The 17429-nt window shown below is 53.2% G+C and carries 13 protein-coding genes; 3 read left to right on the top strand and 10 right to left on the bottom strand.

Annotated elements, in window-relative coordinates:
- Positions 1 to 23: 23 nt before the first annotated feature.
- Positions 24 to 533: a dihydrofolate reductase gene (locus ACFPMF_RS16960; RefSeq protein ID WP_379847404.1), complete on the bottom strand. Its 510-nt coding sequence runs from the start codon at positions 531 to 533 to the stop codon at positions 24 to 26.
- 4 nt (positions 534 to 537) lie between these two features.
- Positions 538 to 1464: a methionyl-tRNA formyltransferase gene (gene fmt / locus ACFPMF_RS16955; RefSeq protein ID WP_379847401.1), complete on the bottom strand. Its 927-nt coding sequence runs from the start codon at positions 1462 to 1464 to the stop codon at positions 538 to 540.
- Positions 1465 to 1761: 297 nt separating this feature from the next.
- Between fmt and greA the strand changes: the two genes are divergently transcribed.
- Both greA and ACFPMF_RS16945 read left to right on the top strand, forming a co-directional pair.
- Positions 1762 to 2235 (top strand): transcription elongation factor GreA, encoded by a 474-nt coding sequence (gene greA / locus ACFPMF_RS16950; RefSeq protein WP_379847398.1) that lies wholly within the window; start codon positions 1762 to 1764, stop codon positions 2233 to 2235.
- A 91-nt stretch (positions 2236 to 2326) separates the two neighbouring features.
- Positions 2327 to 2716 carry an HIT family protein gene (locus ACFPMF_RS16945; RefSeq protein ID WP_379847396.1) on the top strand — a complete coding sequence of 130 codons (390 nt, stop codon included), beginning with the start codon at positions 2327 to 2329 and terminating at the stop codon, positions 2714 to 2716.
- 12 nt (positions 2717 to 2728) lie between these two features.
- On the opposite strand, the gene ACFPMF_RS16940 is transcribed toward ACFPMF_RS16945, so the two are convergent.
- From ACFPMF_RS16940 to ACFPMF_RS16930, 3 genes are all read right to left on the bottom strand, one after another.
- Complete coding sequence (locus tag ACFPMF_RS16940; protein ID WP_379847393.1) at positions 2729 to 3727, bottom strand: NAD(P)H-dependent glycerol-3-phosphate dehydrogenase; 999 nt, start codon at positions 3725 to 3727, stop codon at positions 2729 to 2731.
- Positions 3728 to 3912: 185 nt separating this feature from the next.
- Positions 3913 to 5334 (bottom strand): efflux RND transporter periplasmic adaptor subunit, encoded by a 1422-nt coding sequence (locus tag ACFPMF_RS16935; RefSeq protein ID WP_379847390.1) that lies wholly within the window; start codon positions 5332 to 5334, stop codon positions 3913 to 3915.
- Between the two features lie 143 nt (positions 5335 to 5477).
- On the bottom strand, positions 5478 to 6992 hold the full coding sequence (locus tag ACFPMF_RS16930; protein ID WP_379847387.1) for a TolC family protein: 1515 nt from the start codon (positions 6990 to 6992) through the stop codon (positions 5478 to 5480).
- 67 nt (positions 6993 to 7059) lie between these two features.
- Between ACFPMF_RS16930 and ACFPMF_RS16925 the strand changes: the two genes are divergently transcribed.
- A complete protein-coding gene (locus ACFPMF_RS16925) occupies positions 7060 to 7881 on the top strand; it encodes an aminotransferase class IV (RefSeq protein ID WP_379847385.1) in 822 nt (273 codons plus the stop codon).
- On the opposite strand, the gene ACFPMF_RS16920 is transcribed toward ACFPMF_RS16925, so the two are convergent.
- The 5 genes from ACFPMF_RS16920 to ACFPMF_RS16900 all read right to left on the bottom strand — a co-directional run bounded on the left by ACFPMF_RS16920 (position 7878) and on the right by ACFPMF_RS16900 (position 17419).
- Entirely contained in the window at positions 7878 to 8573 is a 696-nt protein-coding gene (locus ACFPMF_RS16920) for an ABC transporter ATP-binding protein (protein WP_379847382.1), read from the bottom strand. The two genes, ACFPMF_RS16925 and ACFPMF_RS16920, sit on opposite strands and share 4 nt — an antisense overlap.
- Before the next feature lie 99 nt (positions 8574 to 8672).
- Positions 8673 to 11057 (bottom strand): ABC transporter permease, encoded by a 2385-nt coding sequence (locus tag ACFPMF_RS16915; protein ID WP_379847379.1) that lies wholly within the window; start codon positions 11055 to 11057, stop codon positions 8673 to 8675.
- 225 nt (positions 11058 to 11282) lie between these two features.
- Positions 11283 to 12323, bottom strand: a complete 1041-nt coding sequence (locus ACFPMF_RS16910) for a DUF4097 family beta strand repeat-containing protein (protein WP_379847377.1) — start codon at positions 12321 to 12323, stop codon at positions 11283 to 11285.
- A gap of 190 nt (positions 12324 to 12513) precedes the next feature.
- Positions 12514 to 14940 carry an ABC transporter permease gene (locus tag ACFPMF_RS16905; RefSeq protein ID WP_379847374.1) on the bottom strand — a complete coding sequence of 809 codons (2427 nt, stop codon included), beginning with the start codon at positions 14938 to 14940 and terminating at the stop codon, positions 12514 to 12516.
- A gap of 85 nt (positions 14941 to 15025) precedes the next feature.
- Positions 15026 to 17419, bottom strand: coding sequence for an ABC transporter permease (locus ACFPMF_RS16900; protein WP_379847372.1), 2394 nt, complete (start codon positions 17417 to 17419; stop codon positions 15026 to 15028).
- Between the last annotated feature and the right edge of the window lie 10 nt (positions 17420 to 17429).

The following is a 17429-nucleotide window of genomic DNA, read 5'->3' as shown; positions in this document are numbered from 1 at the left end:
TGTAGCGGGTTTTTAAGCTCAGCCTACCGGGCTGACTCCTGCTTTTTTCGTTCCCAAACGACAAAGTCAAACGCGAAAGCATGCCGCTCGTCGGCTGCATGGTGTCGGCGGCTGCGTTCCTGCCATTCCACCCGGTCGAATTCGGGAAAATGAGCGTCGCCCTCAACCGATGCTTTCACTTCCGTTACATACAGCCGGTCGGCCAGCGGAAGGGCCTCCTTATACACCTCGGCCCCGCCAATGACAAATGCTTCGCTGATCCCGGTTTTCCGGGCTTCGGCCAGGGCTTTTTGCAGCGAATCGACCACGACAACGCCTTCAGGCTGGTAATCCGGGTTCCGGGTAATGACCACATTCAGCCGGTCCTTCAACGGTTTTCCTAACGACTCGAAAGTTTTGCGACCCATCAAAACCGGGTGATGCGAGGTGGTCTGTTTAAAGTATTTGAAATCATCAGGCAGTCGCCAGACCAGATCATTATCCCGCCCAATAACGCCGTTTTCGGCCACGGCAGCAATTAAACTAATCAGCATCGAATCAGATTTTATTCCCGCGAAAGTATTCTTCAACCGTCATTTTGCGCTTGCCTTCGGCCTGCAATTCGTTCACGGCCAACCAGCCATCGGCGGCCTTGATGAGCAGGGTTTTCCTGCCATCGGAATACGCTTCGCCGGGCTCAGCCGCAAAGGGCGACTGGTCGGCCAAAGAAACCGCGTAGAGTTTATACACCTTGCCGTTGATTTTCGTCCAGGCCGTCGGGTAGGGCGACATCCCCCGCACAAAATTACGCACCGTTTCCGCCGGCTGAAACCAGTTGATTTCGCAGGTTTCGCGGTGAATTTTGGGGGCCATTTTCAGTTCCGCCACCTGCGGTTGAGTCGTACGCGGATAGGACCCGGTTTCAATCGCCCGGACGGTTTTCAGCACCAGGTCGGCGCCCTTCTCCATCAAACGATCGTGGAGCGTTCCGGCGGTATCGTCGCGATGGATGGGCTCCGTTTCCTGAAAAATCAGCTGGCCGGTATCGATTTCTTTCTCGATAAAAAACGTGGTCACGCCGGTTTCTTTTTCGCCGTTGATCACCGCCCAGTTGATCGGAGCGGCTCCGCGGTATTGCGGCAACAACGACGAATGCAGGTTGAACGTGCCAACCCGGGGCATGGCCCACACCACTTCGGGCAGCATCCGGAAAGCCACCACGACCTGTAAATCAGCCTGATAATTTTGGAGCTGCGCCAGAAAAACCGGGTCACGTAGTTTTTCCGGCTGTAAAACCGGAATTCCGGCCGCTACGGCGGCCCGTTTTACCGGCGACTCCGTCAGCTGCTGACCACGTCCGGAAGGGCGGTCGGGAGCCGTCACAACCGCCACAACCTGGTATCCGTTATTCAGTAGTTTATGCAGGCTGGGCACCGCAAAATCGGGTGTTCCCATAAACACGATGCGAAAAGAATCACTTCTCAAAACCGTAAATTGTTATTTGATCGAATTGCTGTTACAGGCATTGGGAGAATGCCACGGAATTGTTACTTTTGTCTTCCTAAGTTCCACTATGAGTAGTCGAACAGCTATACAACCGATTCCGCAGAAAGGCTCCTGACGCTTCCTACAAAGAAACAAGATTTTGTACGGAGAACGGTCAGCGAACCGTTCTTTTCTTTTTTGTAGCCAGTTCCCACCGGGTAATGTGCTACAAATGGAAATAGTAGGGTCTTGGGAACACCGAAACCAAAGGCAAAGAAATTATAGAGTAGATGTAACATGGGTAAAATTTCGTATTACACTGAAGAAGGACTTGCGAGGCTCAAAGCCGAACTAAACGACCTCAAAACCAAAGGACGGACTGATATTGCCCGCCAAATTGCTGAAGCCCGCGACAAAGGTGACCTGAGCGAAAATGCTGAATACGATGCAGCAAAAGATGCGCAGGGGTTGCTGGAAATGAAGATTTCGAAGATGGAGGAAATCATTTCGAACGCCCGGTTGCTCGACGAGTCGTCCATTGATACCTCCCAGGTATCGGTTTTATCGACGGTCAAGATCAAAAACCGGAAAAACGGCGCAACGGTGACGTATACGCTGGTTTCGGAAGAAGAAGCGGACCTCAAACTGGGCAAAATATCCGTTGGTTCACCCATCGGAAAAGGCCTCCTCGGCAAAAAAGTGGGTGATACCACCGAAATTAAGGTACCAGCCGGTACCCTTGAGTTCGAAGTACTCGAAATCGGACGCTAGTTATGAACGAACAATGAATAATGAACAGGATTGCATCCGTCAGTCATCGTTCATTATTCATTGTTAACCATTTCTTCTTAATCCTTTGCGTATGCCCTCTATCTTTTCCCGTATTGTCAGCGGTGAAATCCCGGCGTATAAAATTGCCGAAACCGACGAGTTTCTGGCGTTTCTGGATGTGTTCCCAACCGCCAAAGGGCATACACTCGTGATCCCGAAGCAGGAAATCGATTACCTGTTTGATCTCGACGACGACCTCTATGCGGGGTTAATGAGGTTCGCCAAACAGATTGCACCCGCTATTGAAAAAGCCATTCCCTGCCAGCGGATTGGTGTGGCCGTCGTGGGGCTGGAAGTGCCACACGCGCACGTTCACCTGATTCCGTTGAACAGCATGGCAGACATGAATTTCAACAACAAGCTGAAAATCAGCCCGGAGGAATTCACCGAAATCGCGGCTAAAATCCGGAGCTTTCTCTAGCGAACCACGGGACTATTTTAATACGGTTTTCAATTTATTCGTCGCCCAAACCGGTGACGTTTTTTCGTACAAAACCGTGTAGACCATTTCGACGATCGGCATCGGAACGCCATACTGCTGGTTGATTTCGTGGATGCTTTTGACGGCATAATACCCTTCCGCAATCATGTTCATTTCCATCTGCGCCGATTGCACGCTATACCCCCGTCCGATCAGATGCCCGAACGTCCGGTTCCGGCTGAAGGGTGAGTAGGCCGTTACCAGCAAATCGCCCAGATAAGCCGACGCACTCAGGTCGCGCTGCATCGGAAAAAGCGTATCGACAAACCGCCGGATTTCCTGCATGGCATTGGATACCAGAACAGCCTGAAAATTATCGCCGTATCCCAGACCGTGGGTGATGCCGCAGGCCAGTGCAATAATGTTTTTCATCACGGCGCAGTATTCCACGCCGTAAATATCGCCAAGCGCCGACGTCTGCACAAACCGTCCGTTCAACAAGCCGGCCACTTCGGCGGCAAACGCCAGGTTCTGTGAAGCGATCGTCAGGTACGATTGTTTTTCAAGGGCCACTTCCTCGGCATGACACGGTCCGGCGATCACCGCAATCCGCTCCGCCGGCACCGAAAATGCCTGTTCGGCCCAGTCCGTGATGAGCTGATTTTTCCCGGGAATCATCCCCTTGATCGCTGAAATAACGCTTTTCCCGGCCAGTTGCTCCGGTTTAACCCCTTCTAGCGCATCCCCGATAAAAGCCGCTGGAACGGCCAGAATGACGTGGTCACTGACGCTCAGGGCTTCTTTGATTTTGGTACAAACCCGCACCTTTCGCGGACTGATCTGCACGTCGCTGAGGTAGCTGGGGTTGTGGTGAAACTTTTTAATATACTCAGCATCCTGCTGGCTGCGGAGCCACCAGCGAATATGGTTATTGCCTTCCGACAGAATTTTGATGATGGCCGTGGCCCAACTGCCACCGCCCACGACGGTAATCCGAGCGGGTTGAATCATAGGTTTTATCCGGGACGATAGAAGTGGGAATACAGGCCAGCGGCTTCTGCAACTTGTTGATCACATCTTTTGTTTCCTGGCTTTCTTCTTCTTTCTGGAAACTTCAAGGGTGCAAATTACAAAAAACGCCTGCTCCTCTCAACCGGGCAGGCGTTTTCGCTTTCTCAACCTTATTGTTTCATTCGTTACTCATCCGTTTTTTCCGGTTTTTTCTCCTTATTCGGATCCCGCTTCACCACCGGATCGCCGTCTTTCAGGCGCTTCGAAACCGCAATAAAAGGACCGGAAACCACTTCTTCACCGGCTTTCAGACCTGATTTTATCTCGATATTATCAAAATCGCTGATCCCGGTTTTTACCGCACGCTGAACCACTTTGTCGTTCTGGCGAACAAACACAATCTCTTTCACTTCTTCCTTTTTGGCCGGATTCTGATTGGCCGGTTTTTCGCCGTTATTAGTGTTGTCATTATCGTTCGGAGTCCGGTTCATCGCTTCCTGGGCCGCCCCGCGCGTCGTCACGGCGGCAATGGGGACCGCCAGAACCCCCGGGCGACGATCCGTAATAATTTCCACAGAGGCCGTCATTCCCGGTTTGAGCGGATAACTGCGCTTCGCACGTTGGGCCATCAAATCTTTATACGAGCTGTTCAACACCTTAATCCGCACTTCAAACTCGGTAACGGCATCCGTCGAAAGGCTCGAGGAGGCTCCGCTCGTAGCACCGGATGCGGCCAGCCCGTTGGCCGTGTTGGCAATTTCGGTTACAATGCCTTTGAATTTACGACCGGTTGTCGAATACGAATCGACGTCGATGTCTGCCGTATCGCCCAGGCTCACCCGCACAATGTCGTTTTCGTTGACGTTCACCCGCACTTCCATGTTATTGAGGTTGGCAATCCGGAGCATTTCCGTCCCGGCCATCTGCGAGGTTCCAACGACGCGTTCGCCCAATTCGACATTTAATTTGGAAACCGTACCGTTGACCGGGGCATAAATCGTGGTTTTGCGCAGGTTCTCCGTAGCATCCTTCAAACCGGCTTCCGCCCCCGCGACGTTAAACTCGGCGGCTTTGATATTGGCCTGCATGGATTCGATCTCCTGTTTGGCCACGTTATAATCGGCTTCGATCTGTTCAAAATCAGATGTAGAAATGACTTTGTCGGCCAGCAGCTTCTTGTTCCGCTCGTACGTAGCCTTGGCCCGAATCAGACGAGCCTGGGCCTGGGCGGCCAATGCTTTGGTTTGTTCATACTGAGCCCGGCTGGAGTTGACCGTAGCCCGGGCCCGGGCCAGCAACGATTCGTAGTTGTCGGGCCGGATTTTCAGCAGCAATTGCCCCTGTTTGACCGAGTCACCTTCGGCTATGTAGAGCGCAATAATTTCCCCCGACACGTCCGGGCTGATTTTTACTTCCACTTCCGGTTGCACACGCCCCGAAGCGCTGACCCGCTCGATGATATCCACTTTTTTGACGGCGGTGAAATCAACTTCCGTTGGTTTCGCCTTGCCAATCAGGCCCGCTTGTTTGGCCGCAACCAGGCCACCCACTAAAAGAATAACGACCCCTCCCAGTATCCACCAGATACGGTTTGATTTACGTTTCATAAAGATGAACAATGAACACGGATGAATAATGAATAATGAATGTACCGGTTTACCGGAATGAACAAACAGGCTCCTGATTTTCTAGGGATAGTCCTGCAACGTATTCATTTTCATTCGGTGCCGCCCGTGCGGTTCATTATTCACTAAAAAGATAATGGTTTATTCTGGTAAAAATCAAGAATCTTGGTCCGAAAAACGTAATCGTATTTGGCCTGCACCAAATTAGCCCGCGAACGATCCAGGTTATTTTTCGCAATGTTATAATCGACCGAATTGAGCGCCCCGGCGTTAAACCGGCTCTCGGCTGCCTGGAACGCTTTCTCCAGCGACTCGACCTGAATCTGGGTAGACCGGTAGCGATTGGAAGCCGCCAGCATGCTGGTATACGCCGTTTCGATATTCTGACGCAGCGTCAGCCTCGTATTGTCCGCCGTAATTTCGGAGGACTTTTGCAGAATAGTCGCATTTGTGATCCGGTTTCGGGCTGCAAACCGTCCGAAGATCGGAATCGTCAGGTTCAGCGAAGCGCCCCGGTTCAGGTTGTTTTTCAGTTGTTCACCGTACGTAAATTTCTCATTCCGGTAAGCAGGCTGAACAATGGAGATCGTTTGCTGGGTACCACCGATAATAACGGTCATCGGAACAAGTGTGGTACCGTTTTCAAACTGTTTCTGAAGACCTACATTGGAATACAAGGTACTCAGACTTCCACTCAGGGTCAGCGTTGGATACAAACCGGCTTTGGCCACTTCCACACCCGCGGCATCGCTCCGTACCCGAAGTTCAGCCGCTTTCACATCCGGCATAAACTGGAGAGCCGATTCGTATACCTGTTGAGCGGTCGCCGTATACGGTTCCAGGGTCGGATCGTCCAGCTGGTATTTTTCAATTTCAATACTCCCGGGGGTTGGCGCTCCACTGTTTCCGGCGGGCAGGTTCATCGCCTGCAACAACGCCAGTTTGGCCAGATCCAGGTTATTCTGCGCATTGACCACCGTCAGTTCATCATTGGCCACCTGCGCCCGGAGATCGTACAACTGGGCTTCGGCCAGTGTTCCGGCGTTGACCAGCTTGGTCGTCCGGTCCAGTTGCCCCTGCGTGGTTTCCACCTGACGGCGGGCAATGTCGAGCTGCTCTCCATACGTCAGCACGTTCAGATAATTCTGCACGACCAGCAGGGCAACGTTATTTTGCGTGGCCTGCAAATTCTGCTGATTCGATTGCAGCAACAGGTCATTTTGCTTGATCGCCTTCTGGAGCGCAAACCCATTGAAAACCGTTACCTGCCCCGAAAGCTGGTAGTTATTGGAATTCACCGACGTTTCAACAAAGGTGTTGGTTACCGGGTTGATGTTCCGGCCGGAGCTAAACGACTGGTTGGCAAACCCGTTGAGGGTCGGCAGAAGGTTCAATTTCGATTGTCGCAACTGTAATTCGCTGCCCTGCACGTTCAATTGGCTCTGCTTGATTTGCAGGTTGTTCTGTAACGCAATATCGATGCACTGCCGCAGCGAAAACCGGTTGGATACCGGAGCCGCCTGACTGGCTTGCACGGTGGTCTGGGCGTTCGCTGAGTTTACGACAAGTCCCAGTAGCGATGCCAGGATCGTAATTTTAAACCGGATCACCGGGCCGTTGTAAATAGTCAATCGCTTCATGGTTGTTCAATGTTACAAAGTATCTTGCGTACTGATGAATTATTTTAGATAAACGGTGAAAATACAAATGAACGTGGTTTTAAATGGGGATGTATTGCCGGAAGAAGCCATTTGCCTCTCGCCAAATGACCGGGCCTTCCAATACGGTGACGGATTGTTTGAGACCCTCCGCTACGAACGGCGTCAAGTCCGGTTCTGGCCGGATCACTACGACCGGCTCAACCGTGGCATGGCGGCTCTTTCCCTTCAGTCTCCCCTCCCCTTCGACCCGGATTCGCTGCACACCCAGATCATTGATCTCCTGCAAGCCAACCAGCTGGAGAACCAGACCTCGCGCATCAAACTCCAGGTCTGGCGTCAGCCCGGTGGCCTGTACACCCCGACCGGTTTTCAGGCCGATTACCTGATCACCGCCCGGTCGGGACCCGGTTTTGCCCTTACGGAAAAAGCAAAAGCCGGTTTTTTCGAAGACCTCCGGCTTTCGCCCTCGCCGGTTTCGGCCTACAAAACGCTGAACGCGCTTCCGTACGTGCTGGCCGGTCTTGCCAAACAACAGCAGCAGGCCGACGATATGATTCTGCTGGATACACACGGCCACCTGGCCGAATGCATCGCATCGAACCTGTTCTGGCTTCAGGGGGATCACCTCTTCACGCCGGCACTGGCCAGCGGCTGTATCGACGGCGTTTTACGCCGTCAGCTTTTCCGCCTGGCGCCCCAATCCGGGTTGACGGTTCAGGAAGGCCTTTTCCGGCCGGATGCCTTAGCCGGTGCCGATGCGGTTTTCTGCACTAACATCAGCGGCATCCAATGGATCCGACAGGTTGGTCCCTACGAATTCAATACGCCCTCGCCCGCCCGCCTTGAACCGCTCTGGGGGGCGCTTTAGCGCTCCTGCCCTTCCACCGAAACCGGGAACGATTCGAGCCAGCCGTCTTTCAGCCGCAGAATCCGGTTGCCGTATTCTGCATTGACTTCCGAGTGCGTCACCTGCACGATGGTGACGCCGTCTTCCTTATTCAGTTTCTTGAATAGGTCCATGATTTCCTTTGCCTGGTCGGAGTGCAGGTTACCGGTGGGTTCATCGGCAAAGATCACCTTGGGCTGCGAAGCCACGGCGCGGGCAATGCCCACCAGTTGCTGCTGACCGCCCGAAAGCTGCGTCGGGAACAGGTCTTTTTTTGCCACCATGTTAAACCGGTCGAGCAATTCGGCCACCCGGCTTTTCCGCTCCGACGACGATAACCCCTTGTAAAGCAGGGGTGTTTCGATGTTTTCGTACACCGTCAGTTCGTCGATCAGGTGATAGGCCTGGAACACAAAACCGATGTAATTCCGGTGTAATTCGGTGCGACGTTTCTCCGACAGTTTCTGTACCGGCTGGTCAAAAAAGAGGTACTCCCCTTCCGATGGTTCTTCCAGCATCCCCAGGATGTGCAGCAGGGTGGATTTCCCCGACCCCGACGGGCCCATGATGGAGACAAACTCTCCCTCGTTGATATCGAGTGTGATGTTCCGCAGCACATAAGTCTTGCCGAAACCGGCGGGGTAGTACTTGGAGACGTTCCGTAGTGAAATCATAATTTGGTATAGTTGAAACTCGTAAACTCTATTTTGGGAATGATGAAGGATGGCGGGGCTGGCACTTTCATTCATCATTCATAACTCATCCTTCGTTCCCTACTCGCTTCGTAAACTATCCGCCGGATTGGAAAGCGCGGCCCGGTAGGTGCGAAAACCGATGGTCAGCCCGCCGAGGGCCAGCAACAGGCCGATGCAACCGCCCAGCGTTTCAAAACCGATCGACACGTGGTAAGCAAAATTAATCAGAAAAGCCATCCCGGCCAGATACCCCAGCGGCAGGGCGATCCCGCCCGCAATGAGCAGTAATTTAACAAAATCCCAGGATAACAGCCAGATGATTTGCCGAACCTGCGCGCCCATCACCTTCCGAATGCCGACCTCCTTGACGCGGGTTTCGGTCGTGTAGGTAACCATTCCGAGCAGACCCAGACAGGCGATGGAGAAGGCCAGCGCCGTCAGCAGTCCCATGAAATTAACATCGTCTTCATGACTGTGCCGTTTGTAGAGAAAATCCCCGTACCATTCGCCCGCAAACGGCTGGTGCGGATTCAGGCGTTTCCAGACGCTTTGTACGTTAGCCAGCGTCGCTTCCGGAGCACCATCGGCAATCCGGACATTGACATACCGGAACTGCTTCGGCTGATAACTCAGGACCAGCGGCTTGATGGCCCAGTTGAAGGTGGTAAACCGGAAATTTTTTACGACACCGGCGATCTGAACCTCCGTGCTGTCGTTCAACCAGAACGTCTGCCCCACAACCTCCCGTGGATTCCCCATCCGGAAGGCATTGACCGCTTCTTCATTGACCAGAACAAACCGGCCCGGCGAACCTTCTCCGCTGGTATCGGTCGTCATCTCCGGCAAATTCTGGCCCGCCAGCAACGTAAGGTCCATATTGGCGACAAAATGCTGATCAATGGCCGTAATAAAAACCGCCGTCGAATCGCCCCCGGTTTTTTGCCGGCGAACCTTTCTGTATTCTCCGCCGTGACTGCCAAACAGTTCCGAGGTTGCCGATACGCGGTCCACCCCCGGTATGCGGTTGAGTTCATTCGCCAGCCGCTGGTAAGGAACCGTGTTCAGGGGAATATTTAAAATGCCTTCGCTCCGAAAACCGTAGTCCGCCGTCGCCATGTAATTTTGTTGCCGCGCCATCGACAACAGCGCAATCATGGCGATCAGGGCAATGGCAAACTGGGCCACAATCAAGGATTTCCGAAGAGTAATTCCTTTAAACACCTTCAAACCGGTCTGGCTCCGCAACACCTGCGCCGGGCGAAAACCGGACAATACGCGCGCCGGAACAAATCCCGCCAGCAAACCGGTCGCCATACTGAATCCGACAAAAACCACCCAGAGGCTGGTACTCAGTTCCACGCCCCCAATCAGCCATTGCTGCACAAATGGCATCGGTTCGATCAGCATCAGGAGCAGGTAAGCAACACCCAACGCGAACACCGACAACATCACTGACTCGGCCATAAACTGAGCCATCAGTTGCCAGCGGACAGCCCCCGACACTTTCCGGATACCGACTTCGCGGGCGCGGCTCAGCGACCGGGCCAGGGTCAGATTGACATAATTGAAAACCGCCAGCAATAAGGTTACCAATCCGACCGCCATCTCGGTCGCCAGTTTACCCCAGGTTTGCTCCCAGGTCCCCATCATCAGACTTTCATGGGAAGGCGAGAGCGAGGTCAGAGACTGCGCCCGGAACGTATACCCTTTTTCGGACCCAAAGCGAATGTCTTTTGTAGCCCGTGCGGCAATGGTAGGCAATATTTTTTCAAATTGGTCAGCCGGCGCCCCTTCTTTCAGCAAAACATACGTATAACCGCTCGTATACTGTTTCCAGTCGGTTTGTTGCCGTTTCCGGTTTTCTGTCGAAAGTGTCGGCATTGAAAGTACCAACCCGAAATGAAGGTGCGAACGGGTTGGAAGAGTCTGAAATACACCGGTTATGGCGATGGAACCGTATTCTTTCGTGTGAATGACCTTGCCAATCGGATTCGCCAGCCCGAAGAATCTTTCAGCCGTCTGGGGGGTCAAAACCGCCGTATTGGGTTCCGTTGCCGGTTGCCCGGCGGCCAGTTTATACCCCAGAACGGTAAAAAAATCCGGATCGACGGCGCAGTAATAATCTCCCAGTTTTTTTTGATCGACGGTAAATTCGGCGTAATCACGAATAACCCGGGCGGTTTTTTCCACAAAACCGTACTCCCGTTTCAGGACGTTGGCCAGCGGGAGGGGCGTGGAGGCAAAAGCCGCCATCTGGTTGTCACTGCTGGTAACATCAGTCAAAATCCGGTACGTCCGATCCGAATGCGGGTGAAAATTGCCGTAATCAAACGCGCCCTTGATGTCGATCAACGCCAGCAGGCACACCATCATCCCTGACGCCAGACCGAAGATGTTAATGAACGAAAACAGCCGGTGTTTCCAGAGATTTCGAAAAGCGATGACGACGTAATTACGAAACATAAAGTGTCGGATGAACGAATTGCTTACCAGGACTCAAGGCTTATGCCAGAAAAACAAAATGCTGGTAATGAACAAAATAGCCCTATAAAAAACAAAAGAGTGTCCGTCACCGGACACTCTTTTGTTCACAAACGGACAAGAAAGAGAGTTATGAGTGAAGAGTGATGAGTTGGCTGACGCACACAAGCACGCGTCAGCCAACTCATCACTCTTCACTCATAACTCTTACCTGTTTACGCGTACGCTGCCACTGCCGGCCGAAATCCGGACGGGGACTCCGCCCCCGTTCAGCCGACCGCGGACCCGGTCTTTCTCAACCGTTCCGTCGAACTTGCTCAGGGGAATGTCAACCCGGTTTCCGGAAAGATCCAGGTCGATGCCCTGATCCAGCGGCATTCTAACATTGACGCTGCCCGGGCCACCCGACAGCCGGACGTATTCGCCCAGCTTCGTAATTTCGACATCCATACCGCCACCGCTGGTGCTGGCTTCAACACTCCCCGAAATATTGTACAGCCGGACGGAACCGCCCGAGGTACCGGCCACCAACTCGCCTTTTACGCCTTCGCCCTTCACACTGCCACCACTGGTATGGGCATTGACCCGGCCACTCAGGTTAGTGAGGTTAACGCTGCCGCCCGAGGTCCGTAAATTCAGGTTGCCGTCGGAATCTTCGGCGTGGATGGAGCCCCCGCTGGTTGCCAGATCAATGTCTTTCCGGCAACGATCCAGGTGAATGCTGCCGCCCGAGGTCCGGCCTTTAATCAATCCCTCTATGCTGCTCAGGTGCAGACTCCCCCCGCTGGTCGCAAAATTCTGGGTCCCCACCAGATTACTAATCCGAATGCTGCCCCCGCTGGTGTGCAGATCGGTCGCAAAGTTTTTAGGCGTGTAGACTTTAAAAGCGATGCTCAACGAACGCTTCCAGTCCCAGTTGTTCCGGCCTTTCCGTTTAGCGGTGGCAACGACGGTATTCCCTTCGACCGCCATTTTGATATCGTACTCTTTCAGGCGTTCTTCAATTTCTTCCTTTGATACTTTATTGCTCGGCCAGTTGTTGGGCCGTACGTACATTTCAACCTTGACCCCACTCGACTGATTACCGTCGACGGTAATGCTCCCCCCCGACGTTTCTACCCGAACGTTGCTGAGATTACCGGAAAAGTTTTTAGTATCGTAAGGAGCTTCGTCTTTATCCTGAGCCAGGCTCTGGATGGCGAAGGGCAGGGCGAAAAGGGTTGTTAAGAGGAAAGATGAGCGTTTCATGGTATTTGTTTGAGATGTTTAAGGGGTTTGTGACAAGGATGCACGCGACGGACCGTCCGTTGCACCGCTTCCTTTATACGGTTCTCAAATAATATACCACATAAGTTAAAACACTAATAATCAATCCATTACTCCAAAGACAATTTTCCTAATTTGTCCGAGAACGGACGGCGGATATCCGTCTGCCGGTTTACTCCGCTCGCAAACTCTTGACGGGATTTGTCAGAGCGGCTTTGATGGATTGGAATGAAACCGTTACAAACGCAATCAAGACGGCGACAAGGCCCGCTACGGCAAACACCCACCAGGGGACATCAATTTTATAGGCAAAATCTTCCAGCCACTGGTTCATGCCGTACCACGCAATCGGCGTAGCGATGAGAATGGCAATCAGCACCAGTTTCAGAAAGTCTTTTGACAACAGCCCGATAATGCTGACCGTACTGGCACCCAGCACCTTGCGAACGCCAATTTCCTTGGTACGCTGCTCGGCCATGAAAGCCGCCAGCCCGAACAGGCCCAGGCAGGCAATCAGAATGGCCAGCACCGAGAACGTCAGCACAATCTGGCCCACGCGCTGCTCGGCGCGGTACATCGCATCGAAACTGTCTTCCAGAAAGGAATACGTAAAGGGCATTCCTGGCGCCAGTTGCCGCCACTTGGCCTCGATCTGGCGGACCACCGCCGGAATATCCTGGCCGTTAAGCCGGAATGAAATAGCCCCCCGGTTCGGCTCCATAAACAGGGCTACCGAACCAATATTCTGCCGCAACGATTCGAAATGGAAATTTTTTACCACCCCGATTACCGTGTAGGATTTCATGACTTTGCCCTCGTTGTCCATCATCCGCGACAGCCGTTTTCCGATCGGGTCTTTAAAACCGAAAATCTTGACGGCGGTTTCGTTCAGAATAACCGCCGTGGAATCGGCCCCGAACTCCCGCGAAAAATTCCGGCCCTGTTTCACCTCCATTCCGAGCGTGGGAATGTAGTCGTAATCGACTTCCCACTGCTGAGTTGAAACCGCCTTGTTCTGCTCGATCTGGCCCTCCGGAAACAGGGGACTATCGCTCCGGTTCGAAGGTACCGGCAGATAACCGGACACCGAACCCGACGCAACGCCGGGCAGTTTCAGCACCTCATCCCGAAAAGCTTCCGCCTGGTTTTCCAGGGCATACGCATCGTTGATTGTCAGCACCTGATCGCGGTTGAAACCCAGCTTGGTGGTCTGAATAAAGTTGATCTGCCGATAGACCACCATCGTGCCCACAATCAGAATGACCGACATCATAAACTGAAAGACCACCAGCCCGCTGCGCAAACCGGCGCTTTTCAGCCCCAGGTTAAGGCGTCCTTTCAGCACGCTGATAGGCCGGAACGACGACAGGAAAAAGGCCGGATAACTGCCCGCCAGCAAACCAACCACCAGAGGCAACCCCACCAAAACCGGCAGAAATTGCGGAGAAAATACGCTATCGATGGTCAGTTGTTTGGCCGAAATTTCATTGAAGAATGGCACCACCAGGGTCACGATAATCAGCGCTAATCCCATCGCCAGCACGGCCATCAGCACCGATTCGGTCATAAACTGCCCAATTAACTGCCGCTGCACCGATCCCAGCACTTTCCGCACGCCCACCTCCTTCGCCCGATTGGCCGAACGAGCCGTCGAGAGGTTCATGAAGTTAATGCAGGCAATCAGCAGGATGAAAACCGCCACCGCCGAGAAAACATACACATACTGCATATCACTGTTCGGGGCGATTTCAATGTTCTGCCTGGAGTGTAAATGGATATCCGTCAATGGAATCATCCAATAGTTCATCCGGTTGCCCGCTTTGCGGAACTGATCGACGGTGGTTCCGATGAACTGCACCGCCTGTGGCCCAACGTATTTCTGAATCACGGTTTCGAAATTACGGCTGAACGTCTGCGGATCAACTCCTTCCTTTAGCAGGATGTACGTATAATGATTGTTACTCAGCCACCGTCCCCAGTCGTAATTATCACTCCGCATACAGAGGAAAAAATCGGTCCGGAAGTGGGAATTGGTGGGCATGTTCCGCATGACACCCGTTACCCGGCAGGTCAATTGATTATCAAACACCAGCGTTTGCCCTACCGGATTCTGATTACCGAAATGCCGTTTGGCGGCCGATTCGCTGATTACGACGGTATTGGGCTCCGTCAGGGCCCGTTTCGCATCACCCGCCACCAGCGGTAACGTAAACACATCAAAAAGTGTCGAATCCGCAAAAATGATGTCTTTTTCCCGCAGATTATTCGGCTGCCCCGCGCGTTTGACCAGCCAGTCACCCCGGTGGTGTAACCGCACGAAATTCTCGACCTGCGGGTAGTCCTTCAACAGGGTCGGTCCCATCGGGTCGGGCGATACGGCCATCCGCATGTCGTTTCCGCCAAACTTGATGTCGGCGTTGATCCGGTAAATCCGGTCGGCTTTTTCGTGAAACCGGTCGTAGCTCAGTTCATCCACGACATACAGCGTAATCAGCAGACAACAGGCCAGGCCCAAGGCCAGTCCAAAGACGTTGATGAAGGTGAATCCCCGCTGCTTGCGGAGGGTACGAATGGCGATTTTGAGGTAGTTGGTTAGCATTTTGAGCGTTATGAGTTGAGCAGTAAGACGGGGCCGCCCGGCGGTTGGCTGGCCCATTAACTTTTCACTCTTTATTTATCATTCCTCACTCCGAGCGAAGTGATTTCACGGGATTGGTGGTGACGGTTTTAAAGACCTGAAGATTGACTGTAATCAGGGTGACCAGCACGGCGGCTACACCCGCTATCACAAAGAGAATGGCACTCTGGTCGGTACGGTAGGCAAACCCGTCCAGCCAGCGGTTCATCAAATACCAGGCTAACGGAGACGCAATGACGAAGGCAACCAGCACCAGCCGGATGAATTCGCGGGACAGCAGATACAGCAACGACCCGGTTTCGGCCCCCAGCACCCGGCGAATGCCGATTTCTTTCCGGCGTTGCTCGGCCGTAAAAGCCGCCAACCCGAACAGACCCAACACCGCAATGAATAACGCCAACACCGTAAAATGACTGAACATGGTCGCGAAGGCCTGTTCACTCCGGTAGAGTTTCCCAAAATCCTCATCCAGAAAACTGTATTCGTAGGGCGTTTCGGGATTGATGCGTTTCCAGGTTTTTTCGATGAACGCCAGCGTTTCGGGCGCATTGGCGGTATTGATTTTGACGGCCAGTTGATTGTTGTTTTTGTTGTAAAGCATAAGCAAGGGTTCGACCTTGTGCCGGATGGTGGCAAAATTAAAGTCTTTGATCAAACCCACTACCGTATAGGCCGTCGCATCCGTTGGATTAGGGCCAGTCGGCAGCCGGATGATTTTTCCGATCGGATCGTTCCAGTTGAGCAGCCGCGCCATTTCTTCGTTGATCAGCATGGACGAGGCCGAGTCGGCCGGCAAATCGAGGGAGAAGTTGCGGCCTTTCCGGATTTTCATCCCCATCGTCGGCACAAACGATTCATCGACCGCCATCACACTCGCGATATAATTGGTGGTGGTCGGTTTTCCTTCCGGTACAAAGTTGGTACGACCCAGTTGCTGCCCCATTCGATTTGTGGTGGTACCGGTACCCAAAATATGCGGATTTTGCTTCAACTCGGCCTGGAATGTCCGGGCGCGGCCAATCGCAGCCTGTCCCTTAAACGGAATCGTAACGACCTGTTCGCGACTGAAGCCCAGGTCTTTGTTCTGAATAAAGTTCATCTGCCGGAAAACCACCCCCGTTCCCACCATCAGCGCAATGGAAATTGTGAACTGAATAATCACCAGTGACTGCCGCAACCGGATCCCGCTGTCGGTATTCTTGAAAGCGCCCTTCAGCACCGTCACCGGTCGGAACTTCGACAGCACAAACGCCGGATAGCTACCTGCCAGGACGCCAAGGATCAGCACAAAACCGGTTATTCCGAGCATCACCGAAGGATTGAACAGGGCTCCCAATCGGGCATTTCGTTGATAAATCGTGTTCAGAATGGGCAAGGCCCCGGCCGCCAGCGCGAGTGCCAGCACTGCCGAAAGGACGGTCACTACCACCGATTCCAGCAAATGCTGCCCGATGAGTTGTGACCGAACGGCGCCGACAACCTTCCGCAAACCGACTTCCTTGGCCCGCCCGGTGGCGTGTGCCGTCACCAGATTCATGAAGTTGACCGCAGCCAGCAACACCACCAGCAGGGCAATGGTTGCCAGCACGTACAGGTTGGCCGCGTCGGTTTTGTTTGTATTGTGTTCGAACAGAATCTCTCCCGAATGGAGGTGAACGTCTTCCAGATACTGCAGGGTCGGGACAAAAAACGCGTAGCCCTGGTTTTTATCCGCCACCTGTTTCAGTTTCGGAATGATCGTATTCAGGTCGCGGGGGCGGTCCAGCAGCAGGTAGCTGTAAACGCTGATGCCGTTGAAGGAATTCAGAAACTGGGCGTAACTCGAATCGCCCTGCGCGGGCACCATCGACCGCAGCATGTCGAACTGCAGGTGCGAATTGGTCGGCGGGTCGGCCATAACGGCCTTTACCTTGAAATTCTGCGTGCCCGACTGAATGGTTTTTCCCAGGGGATCCGTATTCCCAAACAGTTTTTTTGCCAGCGTTGTCGTCAGAACGACGGTTTGCGGTTCATCCAGAATGCCCTTCGACGGTCCACTGAGTACCTTGTAATCGAAAATCTCGAAGAAAGAACTTTCGGTGCGGAAGGTCCCTTCGGAGCTGATGAGCGTCTCGCCCACCTTCAGTGGCACCCGCCCCTGGTTCGAAATCCGGACACTGTTGACCACTTCGGGCAGATCGCGCGTAATGGCCGGTGCCAAACCGGGATAGCTCACGCCTACCAGCTTGCTCTTGACGCCCTCAGCCTGGTCGATGGTCAGGATACGCACAATCCGGTCTTTCTTCGCATTAAAACCGTCGTACGAAAAATCTTCGTACACAAACAGGGCAATCAGGATGCCAGCCGCCAGCCCCACGGCAAGCCCGGCAATTTTAATGACGGAATAAAACCGGTGTTTAGCCAGATTCCGCAGGACAATTTTAAGGTAGTTTTTGAACATAACTGAATTA

Source organism: Larkinella bovis, assembly GCF_042655385.1.
Lineage (GTDB): Bacteria > Bacteroidota > Bacteroidia > Cytophagales > Spirosomataceae > Larkinella > Larkinella bovis.
The sequence above is the reverse complement of the archived record's forward strand: the minus strand, read 5'-3'. Positions and strand labels throughout refer to the sequence as shown.